The 18,920-nt window shown below is 62.6% G+C and carries 16 protein-coding genes; 9 read left to right on the top strand and 7 right to left on the bottom strand.

The window, feature by feature from the left end; translation table 11 throughout:
- Nucleotides 1-27 precede the first annotated feature (27 nt).
- From phoU to AC1M7R_RS10680, 4 genes are all read left to right on the top strand, one after another.
- Entirely contained in the window at nucleotides 28-789 is a 762-nt protein-coding gene (phoU, locus tag AC1M7R_RS10695) for a phosphate signaling complex protein PhoU (protein ID WP_030139132.1), read from the top strand.
- 168 nt (nucleotides 790-957) lie between these two features.
- Nucleotides 958-1,929, top strand: a complete 972-nt coding sequence (locus AC1M7R_RS10690) for a response regulator (protein ID WP_165888058.1) — start codon at nucleotides 958-960, stop codon at nucleotides 1,927-1,929.
- Between the two features lie 252 nt (nucleotides 1,930-2,181).
- Nucleotides 2,182-3,267, top strand: coding sequence for a hypothetical protein (locus AC1M7R_RS10685; protein ID WP_165888059.1), 1,086 nt, complete (start codon nucleotides 2,182-2,184; stop codon nucleotides 3,265-3,267).
- A 151-nt stretch (nucleotides 3,268-3,418) separates the two neighbouring features.
- Complete coding sequence (locus tag AC1M7R_RS10680; RefSeq protein ID WP_072397236.1) at nucleotides 3,419-4,315, top strand: peptidoglycan DD-metalloendopeptidase family protein; 897 nt, start codon at nucleotides 3,419-3,421, stop codon at nucleotides 4,313-4,315.
- Nucleotides 4,316-4,399: 84 nt separating this feature from the next.
- Here the strand turns inward: AC1M7R_RS10680 and AC1M7R_RS10675 are convergent, their stop codons facing one another.
- From AC1M7R_RS10675 to phoB, 3 genes are all read right to left on the bottom strand, one after another.
- Nucleotides 4,400-5,740 (bottom strand): hemolysin family protein, encoded by a 1,341-nt coding sequence (locus AC1M7R_RS10675; protein ID WP_072397234.1) that lies wholly within the window; start codon nucleotides 5,738-5,740, stop codon nucleotides 4,400-4,402.
- Nucleotides 5,741-5,864: 124 nt separating this feature from the next.
- Nucleotides 5,865-7,151: a phosphate regulon sensor histidine kinase PhoR gene (gene phoR / locus AC1M7R_RS10670; protein ID WP_243750511.1), complete on the bottom strand. Its 1,287-nt coding sequence runs from the start codon at nucleotides 7,149-7,151 to the stop codon at nucleotides 5,865-5,867.
- Nucleotides 7,152-7,232: 81 nt separating this feature from the next.
- Nucleotides 7,233-7,922, bottom strand: coding sequence for a phosphate regulon transcriptional regulator PhoB (gene phoB / locus AC1M7R_RS10665; RefSeq protein ID WP_053148877.1), 690 nt, complete (start codon nucleotides 7,920-7,922; stop codon nucleotides 7,233-7,235).
- Between the two features lie 153 nt (nucleotides 7,923-8,075).
- Here phoB and AC1M7R_RS10660 point away from each other — a divergent pair, with 153 nt between their 5' ends.
- A complete protein-coding gene (locus AC1M7R_RS10660) occupies nucleotides 8,076-8,462 on the top strand; it encodes a COG4315 family predicted lipoprotein (protein ID WP_072397230.1) in 387 nt (128 codons plus the stop codon).
- Between the two features lie 83 nt (nucleotides 8,463-8,545).
- Here the strand turns inward: AC1M7R_RS10660 and ubiA are convergent, their stop codons facing one another.
- Entirely contained in the window at nucleotides 8,546-9,436 is an 891-nt protein-coding gene (gene ubiA, locus AC1M7R_RS10655; RefSeq protein ID WP_072397228.1) for a 4-hydroxybenzoate octaprenyltransferase, read from the bottom strand.
- Nucleotides 9,436-9,999 carry a chorismate--pyruvate lyase family protein gene (locus AC1M7R_RS10650; RefSeq protein WP_072397580.1) on the bottom strand — a complete coding sequence of 188 codons (564 nt, stop codon included), beginning with the start codon at nucleotides 9,997-9,999 and terminating at the stop codon, nucleotides 9,436-9,438. The genes ubiA and AC1M7R_RS10650 overlap by 1 nt, the downstream gene beginning before the upstream one ends.
- A 195-nt stretch (nucleotides 10,000-10,194) precedes the next feature.
- On the opposite strand from AC1M7R_RS10650, the gene AC1M7R_RS10645 reads away from it, so the two are divergent.
- From AC1M7R_RS10645 to AC1M7R_RS10630, 4 genes are all read left to right on the top strand, one after another.
- On the top strand, nucleotides 10,195-10,362 hold the full coding sequence (locus AC1M7R_RS10645; protein WP_072397226.1) for a rubredoxin: 168 nt from the start codon (nucleotides 10,195-10,197) through the stop codon (nucleotides 10,360-10,362).
- Nucleotides 10,363-10,398: 36 nt separating this feature from the next.
- Nucleotides 10,399-11,547, top strand: a complete 1,149-nt coding sequence (locus tag AC1M7R_RS10640; protein ID WP_341965571.1) for an NAD(P)/FAD-dependent oxidoreductase — start codon at nucleotides 10,399-10,401, stop codon at nucleotides 11,545-11,547.
- Nucleotides 11,548-11,737: 190 nt separating this feature from the next.
- Nucleotides 11,738-12,013: an HU family DNA-binding protein gene (locus AC1M7R_RS10635; RefSeq protein ID WP_072397222.1), complete on the top strand. Its 276-nt coding sequence runs from the start codon at nucleotides 11,738-11,740 to the stop codon at nucleotides 12,011-12,013.
- A 343-nt stretch (nucleotides 12,014-12,356) separates the two neighbouring features.
- Nucleotides 12,357-13,871 (top strand): DUF6630 family protein, encoded by a 1,515-nt coding sequence (locus tag AC1M7R_RS10630; RefSeq protein WP_076405927.1) that lies wholly within the window; start codon nucleotides 12,357-12,359, stop codon nucleotides 13,869-13,871.
- 128 nt (nucleotides 13,872-13,999) lie between these two features.
- Here AC1M7R_RS10630 and comJ read toward each other — a convergent pair whose 3' ends face one another.
- Both comJ and AC1M7R_RS10620 read right to left on the bottom strand, forming a co-directional pair.
- Entirely contained in the window at nucleotides 14,000-14,479 is a 480-nt protein-coding gene (gene comJ, locus AC1M7R_RS10625; protein ID WP_072397218.1) for a competence protein ComJ, read from the bottom strand.
- A complete protein-coding gene (locus AC1M7R_RS10620) occupies nucleotides 14,479-18,843 on the bottom strand; it encodes an RHS repeat-associated core domain-containing protein (protein ID WP_490610393.1) in 4,365 nt (1,454 codons plus the stop codon). The genes comJ and AC1M7R_RS10620 overlap by 1 nt, the downstream gene beginning before the upstream one ends.
- Between the last annotated feature and the right edge of the window lie 77 nt (nucleotides 18,844-18,920).

Raw genomic sequence — 18,920 nt, 5'->3', positions numbered from 1 at the left:
GCGTGCAACTTTCGCGGAGCGAACAAGATGATTTCGAAGGAAGGCCTTACTCACCACATTTCCGCACAGTTCAACGCCGAGCTGGAGGAAGTGCGCAGTCACCTGCTGGCCATGGGCGGGCTGGTGGAAAAGCAGGTCAACGACGCGGTGACCGCGCTGATCGAGGCCGATTCGGGCCTGGCCCAGCAAGTGCGCGAGATCGACGACCAGATCAACCAGATGGAGCGCAACATCGACGAGGAGTGCCTGCGCATTCTGGCCCGTCGCCAACCCGCTGCTTCCGACCTGCGCTTGATCATCAGCATCTCCAAGTCAGTGATCGATCTCGAGCGGATCGGCGACGAAGCCACCAAGATCGCTCGCCGCGCCATCCAGTTGTGCGAAGAGGGCGAGGCGCCGCGCGGTTACGTCGAGGTTCGCCACATCGGTGACCAGGTGCGCAACATGGTGCGCGATGCCCTGGACGCCTTTGCCCGTTTCGACGCCGACCTGGCGCTGTCGGTGGCCCAGTACGACAAGATCATCGACCGCGAATACAAGACCGCCCTGCGCGAGCTGGCGACCTACATGATGGAAGACCCGCGTTCCATCTCCCGGGTGCTGAGCATCATCTGGGTCCTGCGTTCCCTGGAGCGTATCGGCGATCATGCGCGCAACATCTCGGAACTTGTGATCTATCTCGTGCGTGGCACCGATGTACGGCACATGGGGCTCAAGCGAATGAAGGAAGAAGTTGAGGGCACCCCGTCCGAAACCGCTAATGTTCCGGGTGAAACTGACGATAAGTAAGATTGCCCAAGAAAAGCGCCCGGCCTTCTGGTCGGGCTTTTTTTTGTGGCCTTTTTAATCGAAAGCAGCACCCCGCGAACGAAAAGTCCCGGCGTGACTGACGGTTTTTGGCAATATGCCATCAGTAAAAGCGGTATGCTTGCCGGGATTTTTTAGAGGTGGATCTGGATGAGTAAGGTCAGTGTGTTGGTCGTGGACGATGCTTCGTTCATTCGTGACCTGGTGAAGAAGTGCCTGCGCAATTACTTCCCGGGCATCCGTATCGAGGACGCGGTGAACGGCAGGAAAGCCCAGGCCCTGCTGGCCCGTGAGGCATTCGACCTGGTGCTGTGCGACTGGGAAATGCCGGAGATGTCCGGTCTTGAGTTGCTCACCTGGTGCCGCCAGCAGGACAACCTCAAGGGTATGCCGTTCGTGATGGTCACCAGCCGTGGCGACAAGGAGAACGTGGTCCAGGCGATCCAGGCCGGCGTTTCCGGCTACGTCAGCAAGCCCTTCACCAACGAACAGTTGCTGACCAAGGTCAAGCAGGCCCTGCACAAGGTCGGCAAGCTCGACACCCTGATGAACAGCGCCCCGACCAAGATGAACTCGGCGTTCGGCAACGACTCCCTCAGCGCACTGACCGGCGGCAAGGGCGCGCCGGTAGTGACGGCTGCCGCGCCAGCTCCTGCTGCCGCCAGACCGGCCGCCGCTGCCCCTGCCCCTGCCGCTGTCGCACCGGCTGCTCCCGCCGCCGCGCCGGCCCGTGGCTTGCTCAACAGCCCGCCCGTCAAGGCGCCGGCCGCCTCCGCAGCGACCGCCAACCGCGGCCAGGGCCAGTTGCGCCTGTCCAGCGGCACCCAGCAATGCGTGATCAAGGCCCTGAGCCTCAAGGAAGCGCTGCTGGTGGTCAAGCGCACCGACACCCTGCCTCAGGTGCTTGAAAGCTCCGTACTGGACATGGAGCAGGGCGACAACGCCGAAACCGCGCGCCTGAACGGTTATCTGCACGCCATCGTCGCCCATGAGCAGACACCGGACAGCGAATGGCTGCAACTGACCTTCCGCTTCGTCGACAAAGACCCGCAGAAGCTCGACTACATCTCCCGCCTCATCGCCCGCGGCACGGCGCAGAAGCACTTCGTTCCCGGCGCCTGATCCGGCGACGGCCTCCAGCCCGCTGTCGCGAGCGGGCTCGCTTCCACATTGGTTTGCAGTATCCACAGTCCTCTGTGAGAGCATGCTCAAGACCGGCTCCTCCAATCTTGAGTGCAACATGCTCGTCATGTCGGACAGCAAGACTGACCATTGGTCCGGACTGTTATTTCCTACAGGTTGTTCTTCAGGTTTTTTCTCCTAAGTTGCTGCGGACAGTCGTCCTGATGGTTGCCTGCACAATGGGAGAGCGTGATGAGCCTATTTATCAGCCTGGAAGAAAGAAATCGAATAGCCGACGCATTACACCGTGATCAGGCACCGTTGCTCGAGGCTTCGGTCGATGAAGCCGTGGACGGGAAAGTCTCGTATGCCGATCTGGAGATGGGATTGACCATCCGTATTCCTTTTGTCGATGGGATGCGGGTGGATGGTCGATATCATGCAGTGCTGCAATCGGTGGATGGGCCTGGCGGGTTTGGTATGGGTGGAACAATCCAGGAAGCGAACCAGGACATCGTCGTGGACGTGCCGGCTGACCGGGCGTTGGAGTTCCAGGGGCAGCAGGCCGCACTCTATTATTTCTATCTGGAATATCCGGTCGAAGAGACGAAATCGCCAGTCGTCGTGCTGTCAATGGAGGGTCAGATATATAAGCCTGTAGTGGATGAAGCGGTTGACGGCATGATTGCCCTCCCGGTGGTTGTGCAAGGCGTCAACCTGCGCATCAGAGCCGGCTCATCGCTCACGTCGGGTGCTCTTGTTTCTGTCTATTGGTGGGGTTCGAGCGCGGATGCCTGTTTCGTAAAGCACATGGTTATTGGGCCGGGTCCGGTGGAGGATCTGGTCGTGCCCGTGGGGGCGGATTTTCTGGTACCGATCAAACACGGCACTGTCAGGGTTATCTACACGGTGCAATCGACAGCGGGAACGAGGGTATCCCCTGTCCTTGAACTCGGTGTCGCTGGCGACCTGGCCGTGCCCGCTGGGATCCACCAGCAAGGACAGGAAACTCGTAGCGTGGTCTATCTTTCGGCCATCAGTGAGGGAGGCTCTTATCCGTTTCGGCTGTTGACTCAGGGAATGGTTGCGGGCGATGTCGTGATATTTTTCTTCACCGGCTTTCGGCTCGGCTCTGAACTGGTGATACGGCATACGGTCAAGCAATCGGATATCACCGCTGGCCTGATAATGTTCGGGGTACCGATTTCGTATTTATCGTTGCAAGAGAGTGCCTGGGTTTGGAGTATGGTTGATCGTCCGGAGGGTGGTGCTGTAGGGTCTCCTGATCTGCCTTTGTTCCTTGTGTCCCCTTCCCGAAGCGGGGGCCAGTGCCTGTAGATTGATTTTGGGAACCCATCTGCTCGCGATCAGGCCATGGGCCTGAGCAAAGCGCCTGTGGCCTGCATTTTGAAACATCCGTCGACTACGCTGGTCCATCCCAGCTGCTAGGCTGCTGTGCAGGCCTTCACTTTTCGACAGAATCTTGCCCATGCTCGTGCCTTTGCTGTTTGCCTGTGGTCTTGTCCTGGCCTCCACGTCGGCCGTGGCCATGACAATCTACAAATCCACCGATGCCAATGGCGTGGTGTCCTATAGCGACCGCCCCAGCAAGGGCGCCCAGGTGTTCGTGTTCCGTGATCGCATGGTCGAGCGCCTGGAACGACAGGTGTTTCTTGATATCCGCAAGCAAAAAGGCGCGGACGCGGTGTTCGTGCGCAATGACCTGTACGCGCCGGTGGAGATCGAGTTGAGCTTCGCCGGGTTGAGCAACGTCAGTGGCGCGCCGAGCCGGCCGATTCGTCGGGTGTTGCCGGCGCGCAGCAACCTGCGCCTGGCGCTGCTCACGGCCACGCAGCCCGGCCGGCCCCTGGTGTACACCCCGCGGTTCGAATACTCCCTGGGCGACCCCGCCGGCACGGCGCAAGCCTACCGCTACCCATTGCCGTGGCGCGGCGGGCCGTTTCGCCTGAGCCAGGGCGCCAATGGCCAATACAGTCATTACGGCCCCAAGAATCGCTACGCCATGGACATCGCCATGCCCGAAGGCACGCCGATCATCGCGGCGCGTGGCGGCGTGGTCATCAAGACTGAAAACGAACAGACCGGCAGGGGGGACGATCCTTCGGGCAACTTCGTGCGGATACTGCACGACGACGGGACCATGGGGGTCTACCTGCACCTGCAGAAAGGCTCGGTGAGCGTGCGGGAAGGGCAACGGGTGGGGGTGGGTACGCCGTTGGCGTTGTCCGGCAACACCGGCAACAGCTCCGGTCCGCACCTGCATTTCGTGGTGCAGCGCAACACCGGCTTGGGGTTGGTGTCGATTCCCTACCAGTTCAACCAGCCCGTGGGGGACTTGCCCAACTTTGCGGTGGGCAAGCAGTAGCCTCTGCAGCAGCAAAAGCGCTTCTGTGGCGAGGGGACAAATCCCCTCGCCACAGAAGGGTCGTCGCCGCAAAGGTGTTGATGCTCAATCGAGCATCAACACCTTCGCCAGGATGATCTTCGGGCCTTTCATCTTCTTGATGATGATCCGCAGGCCTTCGACTTCCAGCACTTCTTCCTCTTCCGGCACCCGCTTGAGGGTTTCATAGACCAACCCTGCAAGCGTCTCGGCCTCGATGTGATCCAGGTCGATGCCCAGCAGACGCTCGACCTTGAACAACGGCGTGTCGCCCCGTACCAGCAGCTTGCCCGGCTGGTAGGCCAGGATGCCGCGCTCGGCCTTGCGGTGTTCGTCCTGGATGTCGCCCACCAGCACTTCCAGCACGTCCTCCATGGTCAGGTAGCCGATGATGTTGCCGTCGGCTTCCTCCACCAGGGCGAAGTGCGAGCCGCCCTTGCGGAACTGCTCCAGCAGCTGCGAAAGCGGCATGTGCCGCGACACACGCTCCAGGGGCCGGGTCAGCTCGGCCAGGTTGAACGATTCGGGGATGTGGTCCAGGGCCGCCAGTTCCAGCAGCAGGTCCTTGATGTGCAGCAGGCCCACGAACTCCTGGCGTTCGCTGTCGTACACCGGGTAGCGGCTGAATTTGTGACGGCGGAACATCGCCAGGATTTCCTTGAGCGGCGCGTTGAACTCCAGCGTCACCAGGTCTTCCCGGGAATTGGCCCAGTCCACCACCTCCAGCTCGCCCATTTCCACGGCCGAGGCCAGCACGCGCATGCCCTGGTCGCTGGGGTCCTGGCCACGGCTGGAGTGCAGGATGAGCTTGAGCTCCTCACGGCTGTAGTGGTGCTCGTGATGGGGCCCCGGTTCCCCTTGGCCGGCGATGCGCAGGATGGCGTTGGCGCTGGCGTTGAGCAGGTAGATGGCCGGATACATGAGCCAGTAGAACAGGTACAGCGGCACGGCGGTCCACAGCGACAAAAGCTCGGGTTTGCGGATGGCCCAGGATTTGGGCGCCAGTTCGCCGACCACGATGTGCAGGTACGAAATGATGAAGAACGCGGTGAAGAAGGAAACGCCCTTGATCACTTCCGGCGATTCGACGCCCACCGCGCCCAGCAGCGGTTCGAGGATGTGCGCGAACGCCGGCTCACCGACCCAGCCCAGGCCCAGGGAGGCGAGGGTAATGCCCAGCTGGCAGGCGGACAGGTAGGCGTCGAGCTGGCTATGGACGGTGCGCAGGATGTGCCCGCGCCAGCCGTTCTGCTCGGCGATGGCTTCGACCCGGGTCGAGCGCAGCTTGACCATGGCAAATTCGGCCGCAACGAAGAATCCGTTGAGCAGAACCAGGATCAGAGCAAAGAGAATCATGCCGAATTCGGCGAAAAGTGTGACGAGGGACAAGCCAGGGGATGGGTCCATGATGGGGTTTTGCAGGTTCCGTGAGTGCTTGGAGGGTCAAAAATGCATGCCTGCAAAGGCAGGCGCAAGTCAGCCAATGTAGCGGCTGACTCGGCAATTGCCTAGAGGGAAGCGCCGACGTGCGTCAATCGGCAGCGGTGGCGTGACGCGCGCGAACCACCTGCGCCGGGGCGAAATGGCAAGTAAAAGTGCTGCCGTGGCCGGGCACGCTGCTGATTTCCATGCGGCCTCGGTGCCGCAACAGGACATGCTTGACGATCGCCAGCCCCAAGCCGGTGCCACCGGTATTGGAGTTGCGGCTGGAGTCGACACGGTAGAAGCGTTCGGTCAGGCGCGGCAGGTGCTTGCTGTCGATGCCGATGCCGGAGTCCTGCACGCTCAGGTGCGCGCCTTGCACGTCGCCCCACCAGCGGATATGGATCCGGCCTTGTTCCGGCGTGTACTTGACCGCATTGAACACCAGGTTGGAAAACGCGCTGCGCAGTTCTGCCTCGCTGCCCTTGAGCTGCACCAGCGGGTCGGCTTCCAGGGTGATGGTCTGTTGCTTGGGGCCGGACAGCTCCTGGGCATCTTCGCTGATGATCTGCAGCAGGTCGTCGATGGGGACCGGCTGGTTGTCCGACGGGTAATCGGTGGCCTCCAGCTTCGCCAGCAACAGCAAGTCGTTGAGCAGGGTCTGCATGCGTCCGCTCTGCTGGTGCATCTGCTGCAGGGCCCGGCGCCAGCGCGGGTTCACCTCGTCGACATTATCGAGCAGGGTTTCCAGGTAGCCGCAGATCACTGTCAGGGGCGTGCGCAGTTCGTGGGATACGTTGGCGATGAAGTCCTTGCGCATCTGTTCCAGCTGATGAATGCGTGTCACGTCGCGCACCAGCATCAGGTGTTCGTTGTTGCCATAGCGGGTGATGTACAGCTGGATGCGCAGCCGGTCATTGGTGGGGGACGGGATTTCCAGGGGTTCGGCGTAGTTTTCCTGCTCGAAGTATTCCTTGAATCGCGGGTGGCGTACCAGGTTGGTCACCGGCTGGCCGCTGTCCTGGGGCGTCTTGAGGCCCAGCAGGGTCTCGGCGGCGCGGTTCCACCATTCCAGGTTGCCGTCGCTGTCGAGCATGATCACCGCGTCCTTGAGGGCCGCCGTAGACTCCTGCACCCGGTCGATCACCGCTTGCAGGCGGCCACGCACGCGCTGGTCGCGCCGTTGCAGGTGGTAGATGCTGTCGAACACCTCGCCCCACAGTCCGTAGCCGTCGGGCGGGGCCTCGTCGGGTTTGTGCAGGCGCAGCCATTCGTGCAGGCGCAGCAGTTGCTTGAGGGTCCAGGCCAGGTAGAGGGCCAGGCCCGCCGCCAGGCTCCAGGCGTAATGCCCGCTGATCAGGCCGATCACCAGGCAGCCGGTGACCAGCAACAACATGTGGCGAATCAGGGTGCCATGCCAGTTTTGATTCAATTGAACACGCGTCCTTGTCAGCTTGTCGGGCGGTAAGGGCTCGGATCAGGCCTTCGTCGAAAAACGATAACCGGTGCCACGCACGGTTTGTACCAGATTCTCATAGGCATCGCCGAGGGCCTTGCGCAGGCGACGGATGTGCACATCCACGGTGCGCTCCTCGACATAGACGTTGCCGCCCCAGACCTGGTCCAGCAGCTGGCCGCGGGTGTAGGCGCGTTCCTGGTGGGTCATGAAGAACTGCAGCAGGCGGTATTCGGTCGGCCCCATCTCGGCAGGCTTGCCGTCGATGGTCACCCGGTGGCTGATCGGGTCCAGCAGCAGGCCGCCGACTTCGATCGGCGCCTCGCCATCGGTCGGCCCGGCGCGGCGCAGTACGGCCTTCAGACGCGCCACCAGTTCCCGTGGGGAGAACGGTTTGGTGATGTAGTCGTCGGCGCCGACTTCCAGGCCCTGGATCTTGTTGTCTTCCTCGCCCTTGGCCGTGAGCATGATGATCGGAATGTCACCGGTCAGCTCGTCGCGCTTGAGGCGCCGCGCCAGCTCGATACCGGAGGTGCCGGGCAGCATCCAGTCCAGCAGGATCAGGTCGGGCTTGCGGTCGATGATGATCGCGTGGGCCTGTTGAGAGTTTTCTGCTTCCATGCAGTCATAGCCGGCCATCTCCAACGCAACGGCAATCATCTCGCGGATGGGCGCCTCGTCGTCGACGATCAGAATGCTCCTGCCAACCATGGGGTAATCCTCTTGTCATTTAACTGTCTTGCGCCGCATTAGATAACGGAATTATTGCAGTCGTGTGACAGTTATTTCGTGCTTCGGCAGCAAAAGGGATCCTGGGCTACGCTTTTCAGTCCGAATCCTGGCTACCACACAAGAAGGTTTTCCATGGCTTATTACACTCGATCCATCAACGCGCTGGGGCTGTTGGTTGCGTTGGCATTACCGGGAATGGCGTTTGCGGCTGGCGAGCCGGCGATGGTCAAGGACGGTGTGCTGGTCGATCACGCGGGCATGACGTTGTATACCTTTGACAAGGATGACGACGGCAAGTCGATGTGCAACGACAAATGCGCCGTGAACTGGCCGCCGCTCAAGGCTGAAAGCACCGCGACGCCCTCGGGCGAATGGACTGTGATCACCCGTGCCGATGGCTCTTCACAATGGGCCTATGACGGCGATCCACTGTATACCTTTGTTGGTGACAAGAAAGCGGGAGACATGACCGGCGACGGCAAAATGGATGGCGCATGGAAGATCGCCAAGCCCGACTGACTCCCGTCTGTCGAAGATCGCTGTGGCGAGGGGATTTATCCCCTCGCCACAAGGTCCGGTGACTACTAAGAAATAGGTGTGCCTCAGCGCAACGCGTAATCCAGCACGATCCCCGCGAAAATTGCCAACCCGGCCCAGTGGTTGTGCAGGAATGCCTTGAAGCAGCGCATCCGGTCCCTGCTGCGGGTGTACCAGAACTCCCAGGCAAAACACCCGGCGGCGACCACCAGCCCCAAGTGGAACCAGGTGCCCAGCTGGAACTTTACGCCGGCCAGCAGCAGGCAGCCCAGCGCCAGGCCCTGCAGCGTCAGGATGATCACGCGGTCGGCGTCGCCGAAGAGAATCGCCGTGGACTTCACCCCGATCCGCAGGTCGTCGTCCCGGTCGGTCATTGCGTAGTAAGTGTCATAGCCCACCGTCCACAGCAGGTTGGCGATGTACAGCAGCCAGGCGGCCGCCGGCAGGTGGCCGGTCTCGGCGGTGAACGCCATCGGCATTCCCCAGGAGAACGCCGCGCCCAGCACCACTTGCGGGTAATAGGTGTAGCGCTTCATGAAGGGGTAGGTGAAGGCCAGCGCCAGCCCGCCGAGGGACAGCAGGATGGTCGGTGCGTTGGTGCACAGCACCAGCAGGAAACTCACCCCCATCAGCACCGCGAAAAACACCAGCGCTTCCTTCGAACTGACCTTGCCGCTCACCAGCGGGCGCTGCTCGGTGCGTTTCACATGGCCGTCCACCTTGCGGTCGGCCCAGTCGTTGATGACGCAACCGCCAGCGCGGGTCAGTACCACGCCGAGGACGAAAATCACGATGTTGGCCAGGGAAGGGGAACCCTCTCCGGCGATCCACAACGCCCAGAGCGTCGGCCACAGCAACAGGTAGATGCCGATGGGCTTGTCCATGCGGGTCAGTTGCAGGAAATCCCAGGCCCGTGGGTTGAGGCGATTCAAGGATTTGAGCAGTTGCAGGTACATCAGCAAGTCTCCGAATAGGCGCGCGCGACGCTCCACAGGCGCGGCAGGAAGATTTCCGCCACCAGCACGCTCAACGCGCCGCGATCGAAACGCGAACGACGGCCCCACAGTTGTGGCGCGCGCACCTGCGCCGGCAGCCACGGCTCAGGGTAATGGCAAACCTCGATGGCGCGGCGCTGGAACGCCTGGTCGCAGAACAGCAGCTCCCCCAGGGAGCGGCTGCCCAGTGCGTCCATCTGCAACCCGTCCCCTTCCAATGCGCTGCGCGCCGCCACACTGCGGGCGAACACCCAAGGCTCGCCATGCCCCAGCAGGTACACCTCGCGGACCCAGCCTTCGCTGCCCTCGGCCAGGTCCAGGGCGGCGCATTCGTCGGCCCGCAATGGCTGCCAGCCTTCAAGCAGCGGCATCACACTGAAGTGGTCGTCCGACAGGCGCGTCAGGCGCCGGGTCAGGGAACCTTCGTCATACAGCCAGTCGAGCACACAGGCATCGGGGCGGGGCGAAAGCAGGTGCCGAGGCCACCAGTGAAGTGTAGGAAATATCGAATTTGTATGCGGCACAGGGGTCTTGAATGGCAGCAAAGGAGGTCGCGAGCTTACCATGGCGATCGTCGGTTTTGACGGCCCCGGCCTGCCATCGCGTCGATCGTGCTTGCATCTGCGGCGACCGATCAGTACAAAACGCCCTGAGCCGGAAGGGCGACCGCATCGACCCAACCATACCGGCAAACGCCTGATACCCGAGGAAGTACCCGAATGAAGAAGTGGCAATGTATCGTCTGCGGCCTGATCTATAACGAAGCCGACGGTTGGCCGGATGATGGCATCGCCCCCGGCACCCGCTGGGAGGATGTTCCGCAAGACTGGCTGTGCCCGGACTGCGGTGTCGGCAAAATGGACTTCGAAATGATCGAGATCGCCTGATCCGTCGTCCCCATCAAGAACAGCATGGAGAGCAACATGAGCGCACCTGTCGTCATCGTCGGTACCGGACTGGCCGGCTACAACCTGGCCCGGGAGTTTCGCAAGCTCGATAGCGAAACCCCGCTGCTGCTGATTACCGCGGACGACGGACGCTCCTACTCCAAGCCGATGCTCTCCACCGGCTTCGGCAAGAACAAGGACGCCGACGGCCTGAGCATGGCCGAGCCGGGCGCCATGGCCGAGCAACTGAAGGCCGAAGTGCGTACCCATACCCGCATCAGCGGTATCGATCCGGGCCACAAGCGCCTGTGGATCGGCGAGGAAGCGGTGAGCTATCGCGACCTGGTCCTCGCCTGGGGCGCCGAAACCGTGCGGGTGCCAGTACAGGGTGACGCCGCGGACCTGATCTTTCCCGTCAATGACCTGGAAGACTACGGGCGCTTCCGGGCGGCTGCTGTCGGCAAACGTCGGGTACTGCTGCTCGGCGCCGGCCTGATCGGCTGCGAATTCGCCAACGACCTGATCCTTGGCGGCTACGAAGTGCAACTGGTGGCGCCGTGCGAGCAAGTCATGCCGACGCTGCTGCACCCGGCTGCCGCCGCCGCGGTGCAAGCCGGGCTGGAAAGCCTCGGCGCGCGTTTCCACCTGGGGCCGGTGCTCAATCGCCTGCAGCGGGTGGCCGACGGGCTGGAGGCGCACCTGTCCGACGGCCAGGTGATTGCCTGCGACCTGGTGGTCTCGGCCATTGGCTTGCGCCCGCGCATCGACCTGGCGGCTGCCGCGGGCCTGGTGGTCAATCGCGGCGTGGTGGTCGACCGTCACCTGAAGACTTCCCACGCCAACATCTTCGCCCTGGGCGATTGCGCCGAGGTCGATGGCTTGAACCTGCTCTACGTCATGCCCCTGATGAGCTGCGCCCGGGCCCTGGCCCAGACCCTGGCCGGCAATCCGACCGCCGTGAGCTATGGCCCCATGCCGATCACCGTGAAGACACCGGTATGCCCGCTGGTGGTTTCACCGCCACCGCGAGGCCGCGAAGGCGTCTGGAGCGTCGAAGGGCAGGGCGCCGACATCAAGGCCCTGTGCCGCGATGCCCAGGGCAACCTGCTGGGCTATGCCCTGACAGGTGCGGCAGTGATGGAAAAGCTGGCGCTGAACAAGGAACTTCCGCCCCTGTTGGCGTAAATACTGGGGGTTCTGTCGCAAAAACCCTACTTTTCGTCCCACAAAGCTCATCCGGCCACTGGCGCCGCCTGCTGCCCCGTGCCATTCTCACTTCCGTCTGCCGCAGTGTAGAGCCTGCGGTGCCTTAGGGGCTGTTCCCATGAGACCAGCCCAGACATAACAACAAAAAACCGTCAAAGGGGCTTCATTCATGCGTAAACCAGAACTCGCCGCCGCCATCGCGGAAAAAGCGGACCTCACCAAGGAACAGGCCAACCGCGTCCTCAACGCCGTTCTCGAAGAAATCACCGGCGCCCTGCATCGCAAGGACAGCGTTACCCTGGTAGGTTTCGGCACCTTCCTGCAACGCCACCGCGGCGCCCGCACTGGCAAGAACCCACAGACGGGTGAGCCGGTGAAAATCAAGGCCAGCAACACCGTCGCTTTCAAGCCGGGCAAATCGTTGAAGGACATCGTCAATCCGTAATTGCTGCAACCACCTCGGTTGGGGGGAAGTGGCAACAAAAAGGGCACATCGGTGCGAATCGAGTGCCCTTTTTCATGGTTTTTTGCCTGAGCCTCCCGAGTCGCCGTGGGCGCTGACGTGAACATGGGCAGCGTCGGTGCGGCGCCATGCGGCTCCTGGAACGCCACAAGGCCGAGCGGGTGGCCGATACGCGCTGGGCGGGCGCGGCATGGCACAGCCCGGACGGCCTGTGGACGCCGTTGATGCATTCGCCCTGATGGTGCGGGACAAACGGGGCGGTCCGGATTTCGTGCCGGCCAATATCTGACGGGGCTGGCTCTTACATTCAAGGAGTGCAGGCGTGATGCGATCTCGTTTCGATCCGCTGGTTCATGTCGATTGGAAAATCCCGGGGGGCGAGCTCCTTGCGTTGCTCCAGCATTACTACCCCGATATCGACGTGTTTGTCGGCCGGCCCTTCGAGGCGCTGCTGGATGAGCTCTGCAATGAGATGCCCGAGATCTGCTTCCAGGCGCTGGCCAATGCCTTGGCCGAACGAGGCTACGACCTGTGGAACCTGGATGCCGGCGGCGATGACTACCGACCGGTCATTGTCCCGACCGATCAGCGCCAGGCATTTGCCAGGCACTGGCAGGACCAGGAGGACTTCACGCCGAGCCTGATCGAGCCCCGGCAACCGGTTGTCGCCGAGGGAAAAGCCCCGCGCAAGCCGGCCAGGTCCAAGCGCGGCAAGCTGAACTGGCTGCAGGAAGTGCACGACTATCCCGGCCCCACCTACGTCGATGAATACAACTACCGCAACGGTTGGGCCGCCGTTACCGAGCAGGACGATGAACGGTGGCTGTGCTTCCTGATCGACTATAACCAGTGGCCGCCTGCGGAGCAGGACATGCTCGAGCACCGTACCGATGGGCTCGACGGTGCCGACCTGCAACTCATCGATGCCAATGCCCGGCGCAGCCTGTGGAGACGTCGGGTCAAAAGCGGCGATTACAGTGCGGACGACCGCTACCGATACGAAGTGCGCCAGGGTGACGATATCCAGGATTTCGGCCCTGCCCAGGTGCAATGGCCGGGCTTCGAGCAGCCCTGTGTCGTGGTGGACGGCGAGGTCTTCGAACGCCAGCGTATTTACGAGCCAGTGCCGATGACGCGTATCTGGCGGATCACGGCGCAGGCCAGCGAAGTCATTTTCGAACACCCGGATGAACTGACGATATTGCCTATCGGGGCCCGTCGCCTGCTGTTCATGCAGCACAACGGCCCCCTGTGCTGGACCTGGAGTCAGGACCCACCGCACCAAGCCATCGCCGCCCAGCCGATGCCGGCGGTGGACGGTTACCACCTCCGAAGTTCGACCGCCTACCTGGGGGGTGATGAGATCCTGCTGTTCAGCGAAGACAAGCGAAAGAGCCTCCAAGACCCGCGCTACCACGAGACCGTGCTGCTGGCCTGGCGCTTCAACGTGGTCACGGGGGCCGCAACGAAGGCGCTGCTAGATGGCTTTGGCAGCGAGGTGCGCCAGGACACGCGCCTGCTTGTCACAGAACCCAGGAACGTCATCACGCTGCGCACGTTCCACGGGCGGGTTCATGTCAGCCGGGGGCACGGTGACTGGTGGGTCTGGAACTACGTCACTCAGACGTTCGGTTCCCACACCCTGGCCTGGTTCTGGAATCAGCGCAGCAACCAGGTGCTCAAGCTGTCCAGCCAGGATATCCGGCGTATCAAGCCGCAGGTGCGTTACCTGCCGGCCCAGGATCGCTACCTGGCGTTCGAAGCGGATTTCGTCGCCAGGTTGCCGACGTTCGACGCGATGCTCGAGGCCAAGGGCAGCGAGGTGCTGGGTTTCGACTGACCGTGGCGACAGCCAGGATGTGCGCCTGCGCCCAGCTTCCTGGGCGCTGCGCTCCGGCTGTGCCGGGATGGACGGATTGGCACCTTGTCCTGTTCGCCTTTGTCGACCCGCCCTGGAAACGTAGAGCGCTAGCGAACCCCTTCCACCAGGACCTTGTCTTTCTCACCGCCCCAAGGGTCGTCCAGCAGGTACTTGGCAGGTGCCTTGCTGTCTGAGGGCACCAGCGTGATCTTGTAGAAAATCTCGTCCCCTTCGCACACTTCGAAGTACAACGCGTAGTCGCGTGCCTGCAGGTCAAGCTCGACCTTGAATTTTTCAGCGGCGGAGGCGACTTCCACATGGTTGATGTCGGTGACTTGAAACGGCACGACGATGCAGCGCTGGGCGGTGGGATCAAGGTTGAAGTGATCTTCCAGTTTCAAATGCACATTGGCGCCGAAAGCGTCCTCGGGCAAAGGGTCGAACACCACATAGTCTTTATGGATGATCGCGCCTTGTTCCAGGTTGGTCTTGCCCCACTGGCTCGAGGTCTCGTCGAAGGGCCGTGAACGGAATTGAATCTGGCTGTGGGAGATCAACAGATCCACGGATTGAGCGGTATTTTTCATCAGTAAACCTCGATTTTGACTCTGGTTCCGTCGGGTAGGTCGGACAGGATGTTGCCGATACTCGAGCCGGCCCCCCGGTTGTCGCTGGGATCGATGTACTTGACGCTGGCGCCGGTGCCGCCTTCCTTGAACATTGCCATCGGCCACTCGTCCCGGTCCTTGCCTGCTTTGGTCTTGACGTCCTTCAGGCTGAGTTTGCGATTGAGCTTAGCGGTGTCGCGTTGAATGGTCACAATGTAGGGATGACCTTTTTTGATCGCGCCGTCGATGTGTCCAAATGTCTGGGGATACTCGGAGCGTTTCAATCGCAGCCTGTAATCGTACTGTTTTGACCGTGCCTTGATCAGCGTACAGCCGGCAAGGCCAAGGGGGTCCTGCCAAGTGAATGGATTCAGGACGAACGCGTAAAGATTGAACCCTCCGGCCAGCCCGATCGGATCCGGTGTGATGAATCGGCCGGTGTCGGGATCGTAATATCGGTGCAAGTTGTAATGCAGCCCCGTCTCCCGGTCCAGGTACTGTCCCTGGAACCGCAGGTTCTGCTCTTCGATGTAATACGGCTCGCGCAGCTCTTCCAGCGTGTTGCCCCACACCCGATAGGTCGCCCGCCAGATGTTGTGTCCGTCGGCTTCGGTGAGCTGCTCTGGCAGGCCATTGAGGTCGTTGTGGTAATAGCGGATTTTTTGCAGCGGGCCAGTGCCATCGACCCGGGCCAGGGGTTCGTAGCTGTTGTCGTCGTAAAGGTACAGGCTGGTCTGCTGGTGGCGATGCTCTTGCAACAGGCGCAGGCCGTCCCAGGCGAAACGGGTTTCGCCCAGCGGATAGCCATGGGTGTCATGCTCGGTTTTTGCGATGCGTCGGCCCAGCGGGTCGTAGGTCATGCGCACGATGCTGCCGTTCTCGTTGCGCACTTCGACCAGGCGGCTCTCGGCATCATAGGCAAAGCGTTGCAGGCCCCGTTTTGCGCTGCGCTTTTCGATCATCCGGCCAAAGGCATCGTAGCGGTAACGCTTGTCCTCATAAGTCAGCAGCTTGTTGTGCACCACCCGTCCAGCGCCGGCCTGCGGGCCGTCCAGCAGGTTGGCGGCGGCGTCGTAGGCGAACGTCTCGCGTTGGCCGTGGAGGCTGTCCTGGCTGGCGAGGATGCGGCCGGTGGCGTCGTAGTGCAGGAGTTGGCGGTGTGGTGCGGCCGGTTGCTGATCGAGCTTGCCGATCAGGTTGTCGGCGGGGTCGTACTCGAAGCGTTTTTGCAGCGTCGCCGGCAGGTTCGACGGTTGGCTGCCGTGGCGGCGTTGGCGCGCACGCAGGCGGCCGCAGCGGTCGTATTCGCTGCGGGTGCTGACCTGTCCTTGGGTACGTAGCACTTCGCGGTGCAGGCGGTCGCGCTCGAAGTCGCTGATGACCTGGCCGTCGAGGTTGATCTGGTGCAGATGCCCGCTGCCGTAGTACAGCCGGTTGAGCCAGCGGCCATCGGGCAGTTGGGTCTGGATCAGGTTGCCGAGTTCGTCGTAGTGGTATCGCAGGCTGCCGGCGGCGCTGTTTTCGGCCACCAACTGGCCGAGGGCGTCGTAGGCGAAGCTCAGGCCTTGGGCGTTGCCCTGATGGTCGGTGAAGGTGACGGCGGTAAGCTGGTCCAGCGGGTCGTAGGCGTATTCGGTGCGGCCATCGTCGGTGACTTTGGCAATCAGCCGGCCCACGGCGTCGCGCTCCAGTCGATGCACGATGGGCGATGGTGGCGTTTCGGGAACGACCGCCAGGCCTGTGCCGTAAGGGGCCGGAACGGCCGTTATCGCTGTGACGTTGTCCAGTCGGTCGTAGGTGTAGCGCTTGGCGCTGCCATCCAGGTCCTGCTGTTCGGCCAACCGGTCTCTCGCATCCCAGGCAAACCGATAGCTCTCGCCGTTCTCGTTGACCAGCGCCTGCAGTCGCCCATAGCTGTCATACGCAAACTGCACCTGCCGGCCCTGGGCGTCGGTGCGCTGGCGGACCTGGCCGCGGCGGTTGTGCTGGTAGAGCGTGGTGTGTCCGGCAGGGTCGGTGTAGCCGGTCAACTGGCCGGCGACGTCGCGCTGGTACTGCTCGGTGCGGCCGTCCGGCAATTGGCTGCCGATCAGACGGCCCCGGGCATCGTAGCTAAATTGGGTGCGTTCGCCCAGGGCGTTGGTGATGGTTTGCAGGTGGCCACGCGAGTCGTAGCTCAAGCGTGTCGGATAACCCGAGCAGTCGATGTGCTCCACCAGTTGCCCGAAAGGGTTCCAGCGCAGCTTCTTGCTTTTGCCGGTGGCGTCGATGATCTCGATGGCCTGGCCGTGGGCGTCGTAGCGGTAGCGGGTGACGTGGCCCAGGGGATCGGTTTCGCCGATGCAGTTGCCACGTTGATCGTAGCGGTATTTCCAGCTGTTGCCGGCCGCATCGGTGTACACCAGCGGCAGGGACCAGTGTTCGAGCCAGAGGGTCGATTCGCTGCGACCCAGCGGGTCGGTTTCGCCGATCAGGTTGCCGGCTGCGTCATAGCTGTAGGCGTAGCGCCCGCCCTGCGGGTCGGTGGCGCCGAGCATCTGGCGTTCGTCGTTCCACTCGAACGTCCAGGTCTGACCGAGGTTGTCACTGCATCGGGTGATCTGGTACTGGCTGTTCCAGTGTCGCGTGCTGACACGCTGCAGGCTGTCGGTGATGCGCGTGGTGCCGGCCGAAAGGTCGTAGTCGAACTGGTAGGCATCGCCCTCGTCGGTCCAGTGACGGACCACGCGCCATTCCTGGCCGTCGATCAAGGCCCAGTCGTAGAAGCAGCGCAGGCCCGTCGGTAACTGGTGTTCCACCATGCGCCGCCCTGCGTCATAGGCGAAGCGTCGTTGCACCAGGCCGGCGGCGTCGCGTACTTCGACCAGGTTGCCCAGCGCATCGTAGCCGTAGCTGACCAGTGCTTCGCGTTGCTGGTCGGGGTACAGGCGCTCGATCTGGATGACACGTTCACGCTCGTAGGCCAGCTCCACCTGTATCAGGTCGAAAGCATCGCGCAGCCGCACCAGGCGCCCGGTTTCGTCGTAGTCGAGGTGAATACGGTTGTCGTTGCGATCGCCCAGCTGGCTCAGGCGCAAGTGCGATGGGTTGGCAGGCGCGGGCTCGAACAAGCGGTACAGGCCGTCGTCGCTTTCGATCAGCAACTGGCCGTTGACGTGGCGACGCACGGCCAGGCCTTCGCCAGCGCTGAACACCGCACCGCCCAGGGGGATCGAGCCCATATCGATGGGGCGGCCCTGTTCGTCGGTGTAGACCAGGGTTTCGCCGCCCTCCGGATGCGGCCGGATTTCGACGCACACTTCGTAGGGCACGCTCCAGCCGACGCCGAACAAGCCTTCGCCGCGCTCGTCGCGGCTGCAGTAGAAACGTTGCCAATCGATGGGCAGGATCCCCGGCAGCACGAAATCCCGCTCCTCGTCACCACCCAGCACCTTGGCCCCGGTGGCGGCATGCACCGGATTCGACGAGCCCATGGCCGCATTGGCCGCCGCGCCCATCGCACTACTGACGGCCATCGAGGCCGCGCCGCCTATCAACATGCACGGCAGGTTGCTCAGGAACTTGCCCTTGCCACCCTTGAGCATCAGCAACGCAGTCACCGCCAGGCCCACGCCCGGTGTCTTGCCGCTGCGGATCTCGCGCACCACCACCGAACCGCCGCCGATGGTCACATCTGGAGAGATCAGCCCGGACGACACCACCTTGGCATCGCAGGTGCTGCGGTCGCCGCTGCGCACGGCGGGCTGGCCGTTGATGGTGACCTTGTCCGAGCCTTCGGCCAGGAACTGCGGTGGCATCGGCGGGTGCTTGGTGCAGATGACCAGGTCTTCTGGCTTGGGCACGGCACCGGGAGCAGGCGTGGCGACGGTGGGTCGCCACATCTGCGAGAAGAAGCTCTCGGCCATGTCCAGGTAGCTGGGCTCGGCCTCGGGGGCCTCCAGTTCGGTGCCGGCCGGCGCGACATGGGACTCGATCGCTCCGGCGGCGCGGGCCGCGGGAATGTTGTTGGTGAGCGTGTCGGTGGAGCCAGTGAGGATGTTGGCCTGCACCGTGGGGGGAAAGAGGGCATTGCCGATGCCCTCGCATAAATTGCTCAGGCCCTTGTCGGCTCCGGTCTTGCTCATGGCGATGCCGACGACGGCGCCGACCACGGCGCCCAGCAGGAAACAGCCCAGGCCGCCGGTGGCGACGGTGATCCCGGTGGCCGCCACCACGGCAGCGGTGGCCAGGGCGGTGATCGCGATATTCGCTGCCACCTCCAGCACGCCGCCGAGGATGTCGGCCATCATCGAGGTATGTTCCAGTGCATCGCCCAAGCGGGCCGCCCAGAGTGCGTCAGGCATATTGAATACTCATGGGACTCGGATGTCTGGCGGATGCGTTTGCATGTACTTCGATGCTTTCCATTGCATCCTTTTTC

This window comes from Pseudomonas sp. MS01C9 (genome assembly GCF_058202755.1).
Note: the sequence above shows the minus strand (reverse complement) of the source record. Positions and strands in the feature narration are given on the sequence as shown.

Excerpts from the sequence above, each read along its gene's own strand:
- phoB (WP_053148877.1), bottom strand. The coding sequence starts at position 7,922 with ATGGTTGGCAGGAGCATTCTGATCGTCGACGACGAGGCGCCCATCCGC.
- AC1M7R_RS10685 (WP_165888059.1), top strand. The coding sequence starts at position 2,182 with ATGAGCCTATTTATCAGCCTGGAAGAAAGAAATCGAATAGCCGACGCA.
- AC1M7R_RS10690 (WP_165888058.1), top strand. The coding sequence starts at position 958 with ATGAGTAAGGTCAGTGTGTTGGTCGTGGACGATGCTTCGTTCATTCGT.
- AC1M7R_RS10675 (WP_072397234.1), bottom strand. The coding sequence starts at position 5,740 with ATGGACCCATCCCCTGGCTTGTCCCTCGTCACACTTTTCGCCGAATTC.
- AC1M7R_RS10680 (WP_072397236.1), top strand. The coding sequence starts at position 3,419 with ATGCTCGTGCCTTTGCTGTTTGCCTGTGGTCTTGTCCTGGCCTCCACG.
- AC1M7R_RS10620 (WP_490610393.1), bottom strand. The coding sequence starts at position 18,843 with ATGCCTGACGCACTCTGGGCGGCCCGCTTGGGCGATGCACTGGAACAT.
- AC1M7R_RS10630 (WP_076405927.1), top strand. The coding sequence starts at position 12,357 with ATGCGATCTCGTTTCGATCCGCTGGTTCATGTCGATTGGAAAATCCCG.
- phoR (WP_243750511.1), bottom strand. The coding sequence starts at position 7,151 with ATGTTGTTGCTGGTCACCGGCTGCCTGGTGATCGGCCTGATCAGCGGG.
- AC1M7R_RS10645 (WP_072397226.1), top strand. The coding sequence starts at position 10,195 with ATGAAGAAGTGGCAATGTATCGTCTGCGGCCTGATCTATAACGAAGCC.
- AC1M7R_RS10660 (WP_072397230.1), top strand. The coding sequence starts at position 8,076 with ATGGCTTATTACACTCGATCCATCAACGCGCTGGGGCTGTTGGTTGCG.
- AC1M7R_RS10635 (WP_072397222.1), top strand. The coding sequence starts at position 11,738 with ATGCGTAAACCAGAACTCGCCGCCGCCATCGCGGAAAAAGCGGACCTC.
- comJ (WP_072397218.1), bottom strand. The coding sequence starts at position 14,479 with ATGAAAAATACCGCTCAATCCGTGGATCTGTTGATCTCCCACAGCCAG.
- phoU (WP_030139132.1), top strand. The coding sequence starts at position 28 with ATGATTTCGAAGGAAGGCCTTACTCACCACATTTCCGCACAGTTCAAC.
- AC1M7R_RS10640 (WP_341965571.1), top strand. The coding sequence starts at position 10,399 with ATGAGCGCACCTGTCGTCATCGTCGGTACCGGACTGGCCGGCTACAAC.
- ubiA (WP_072397228.1), bottom strand. The coding sequence starts at position 9,436 with ATGTACCTGCAACTGCTCAAATCCTTGAATCGCCTCAACCCACGGGCC.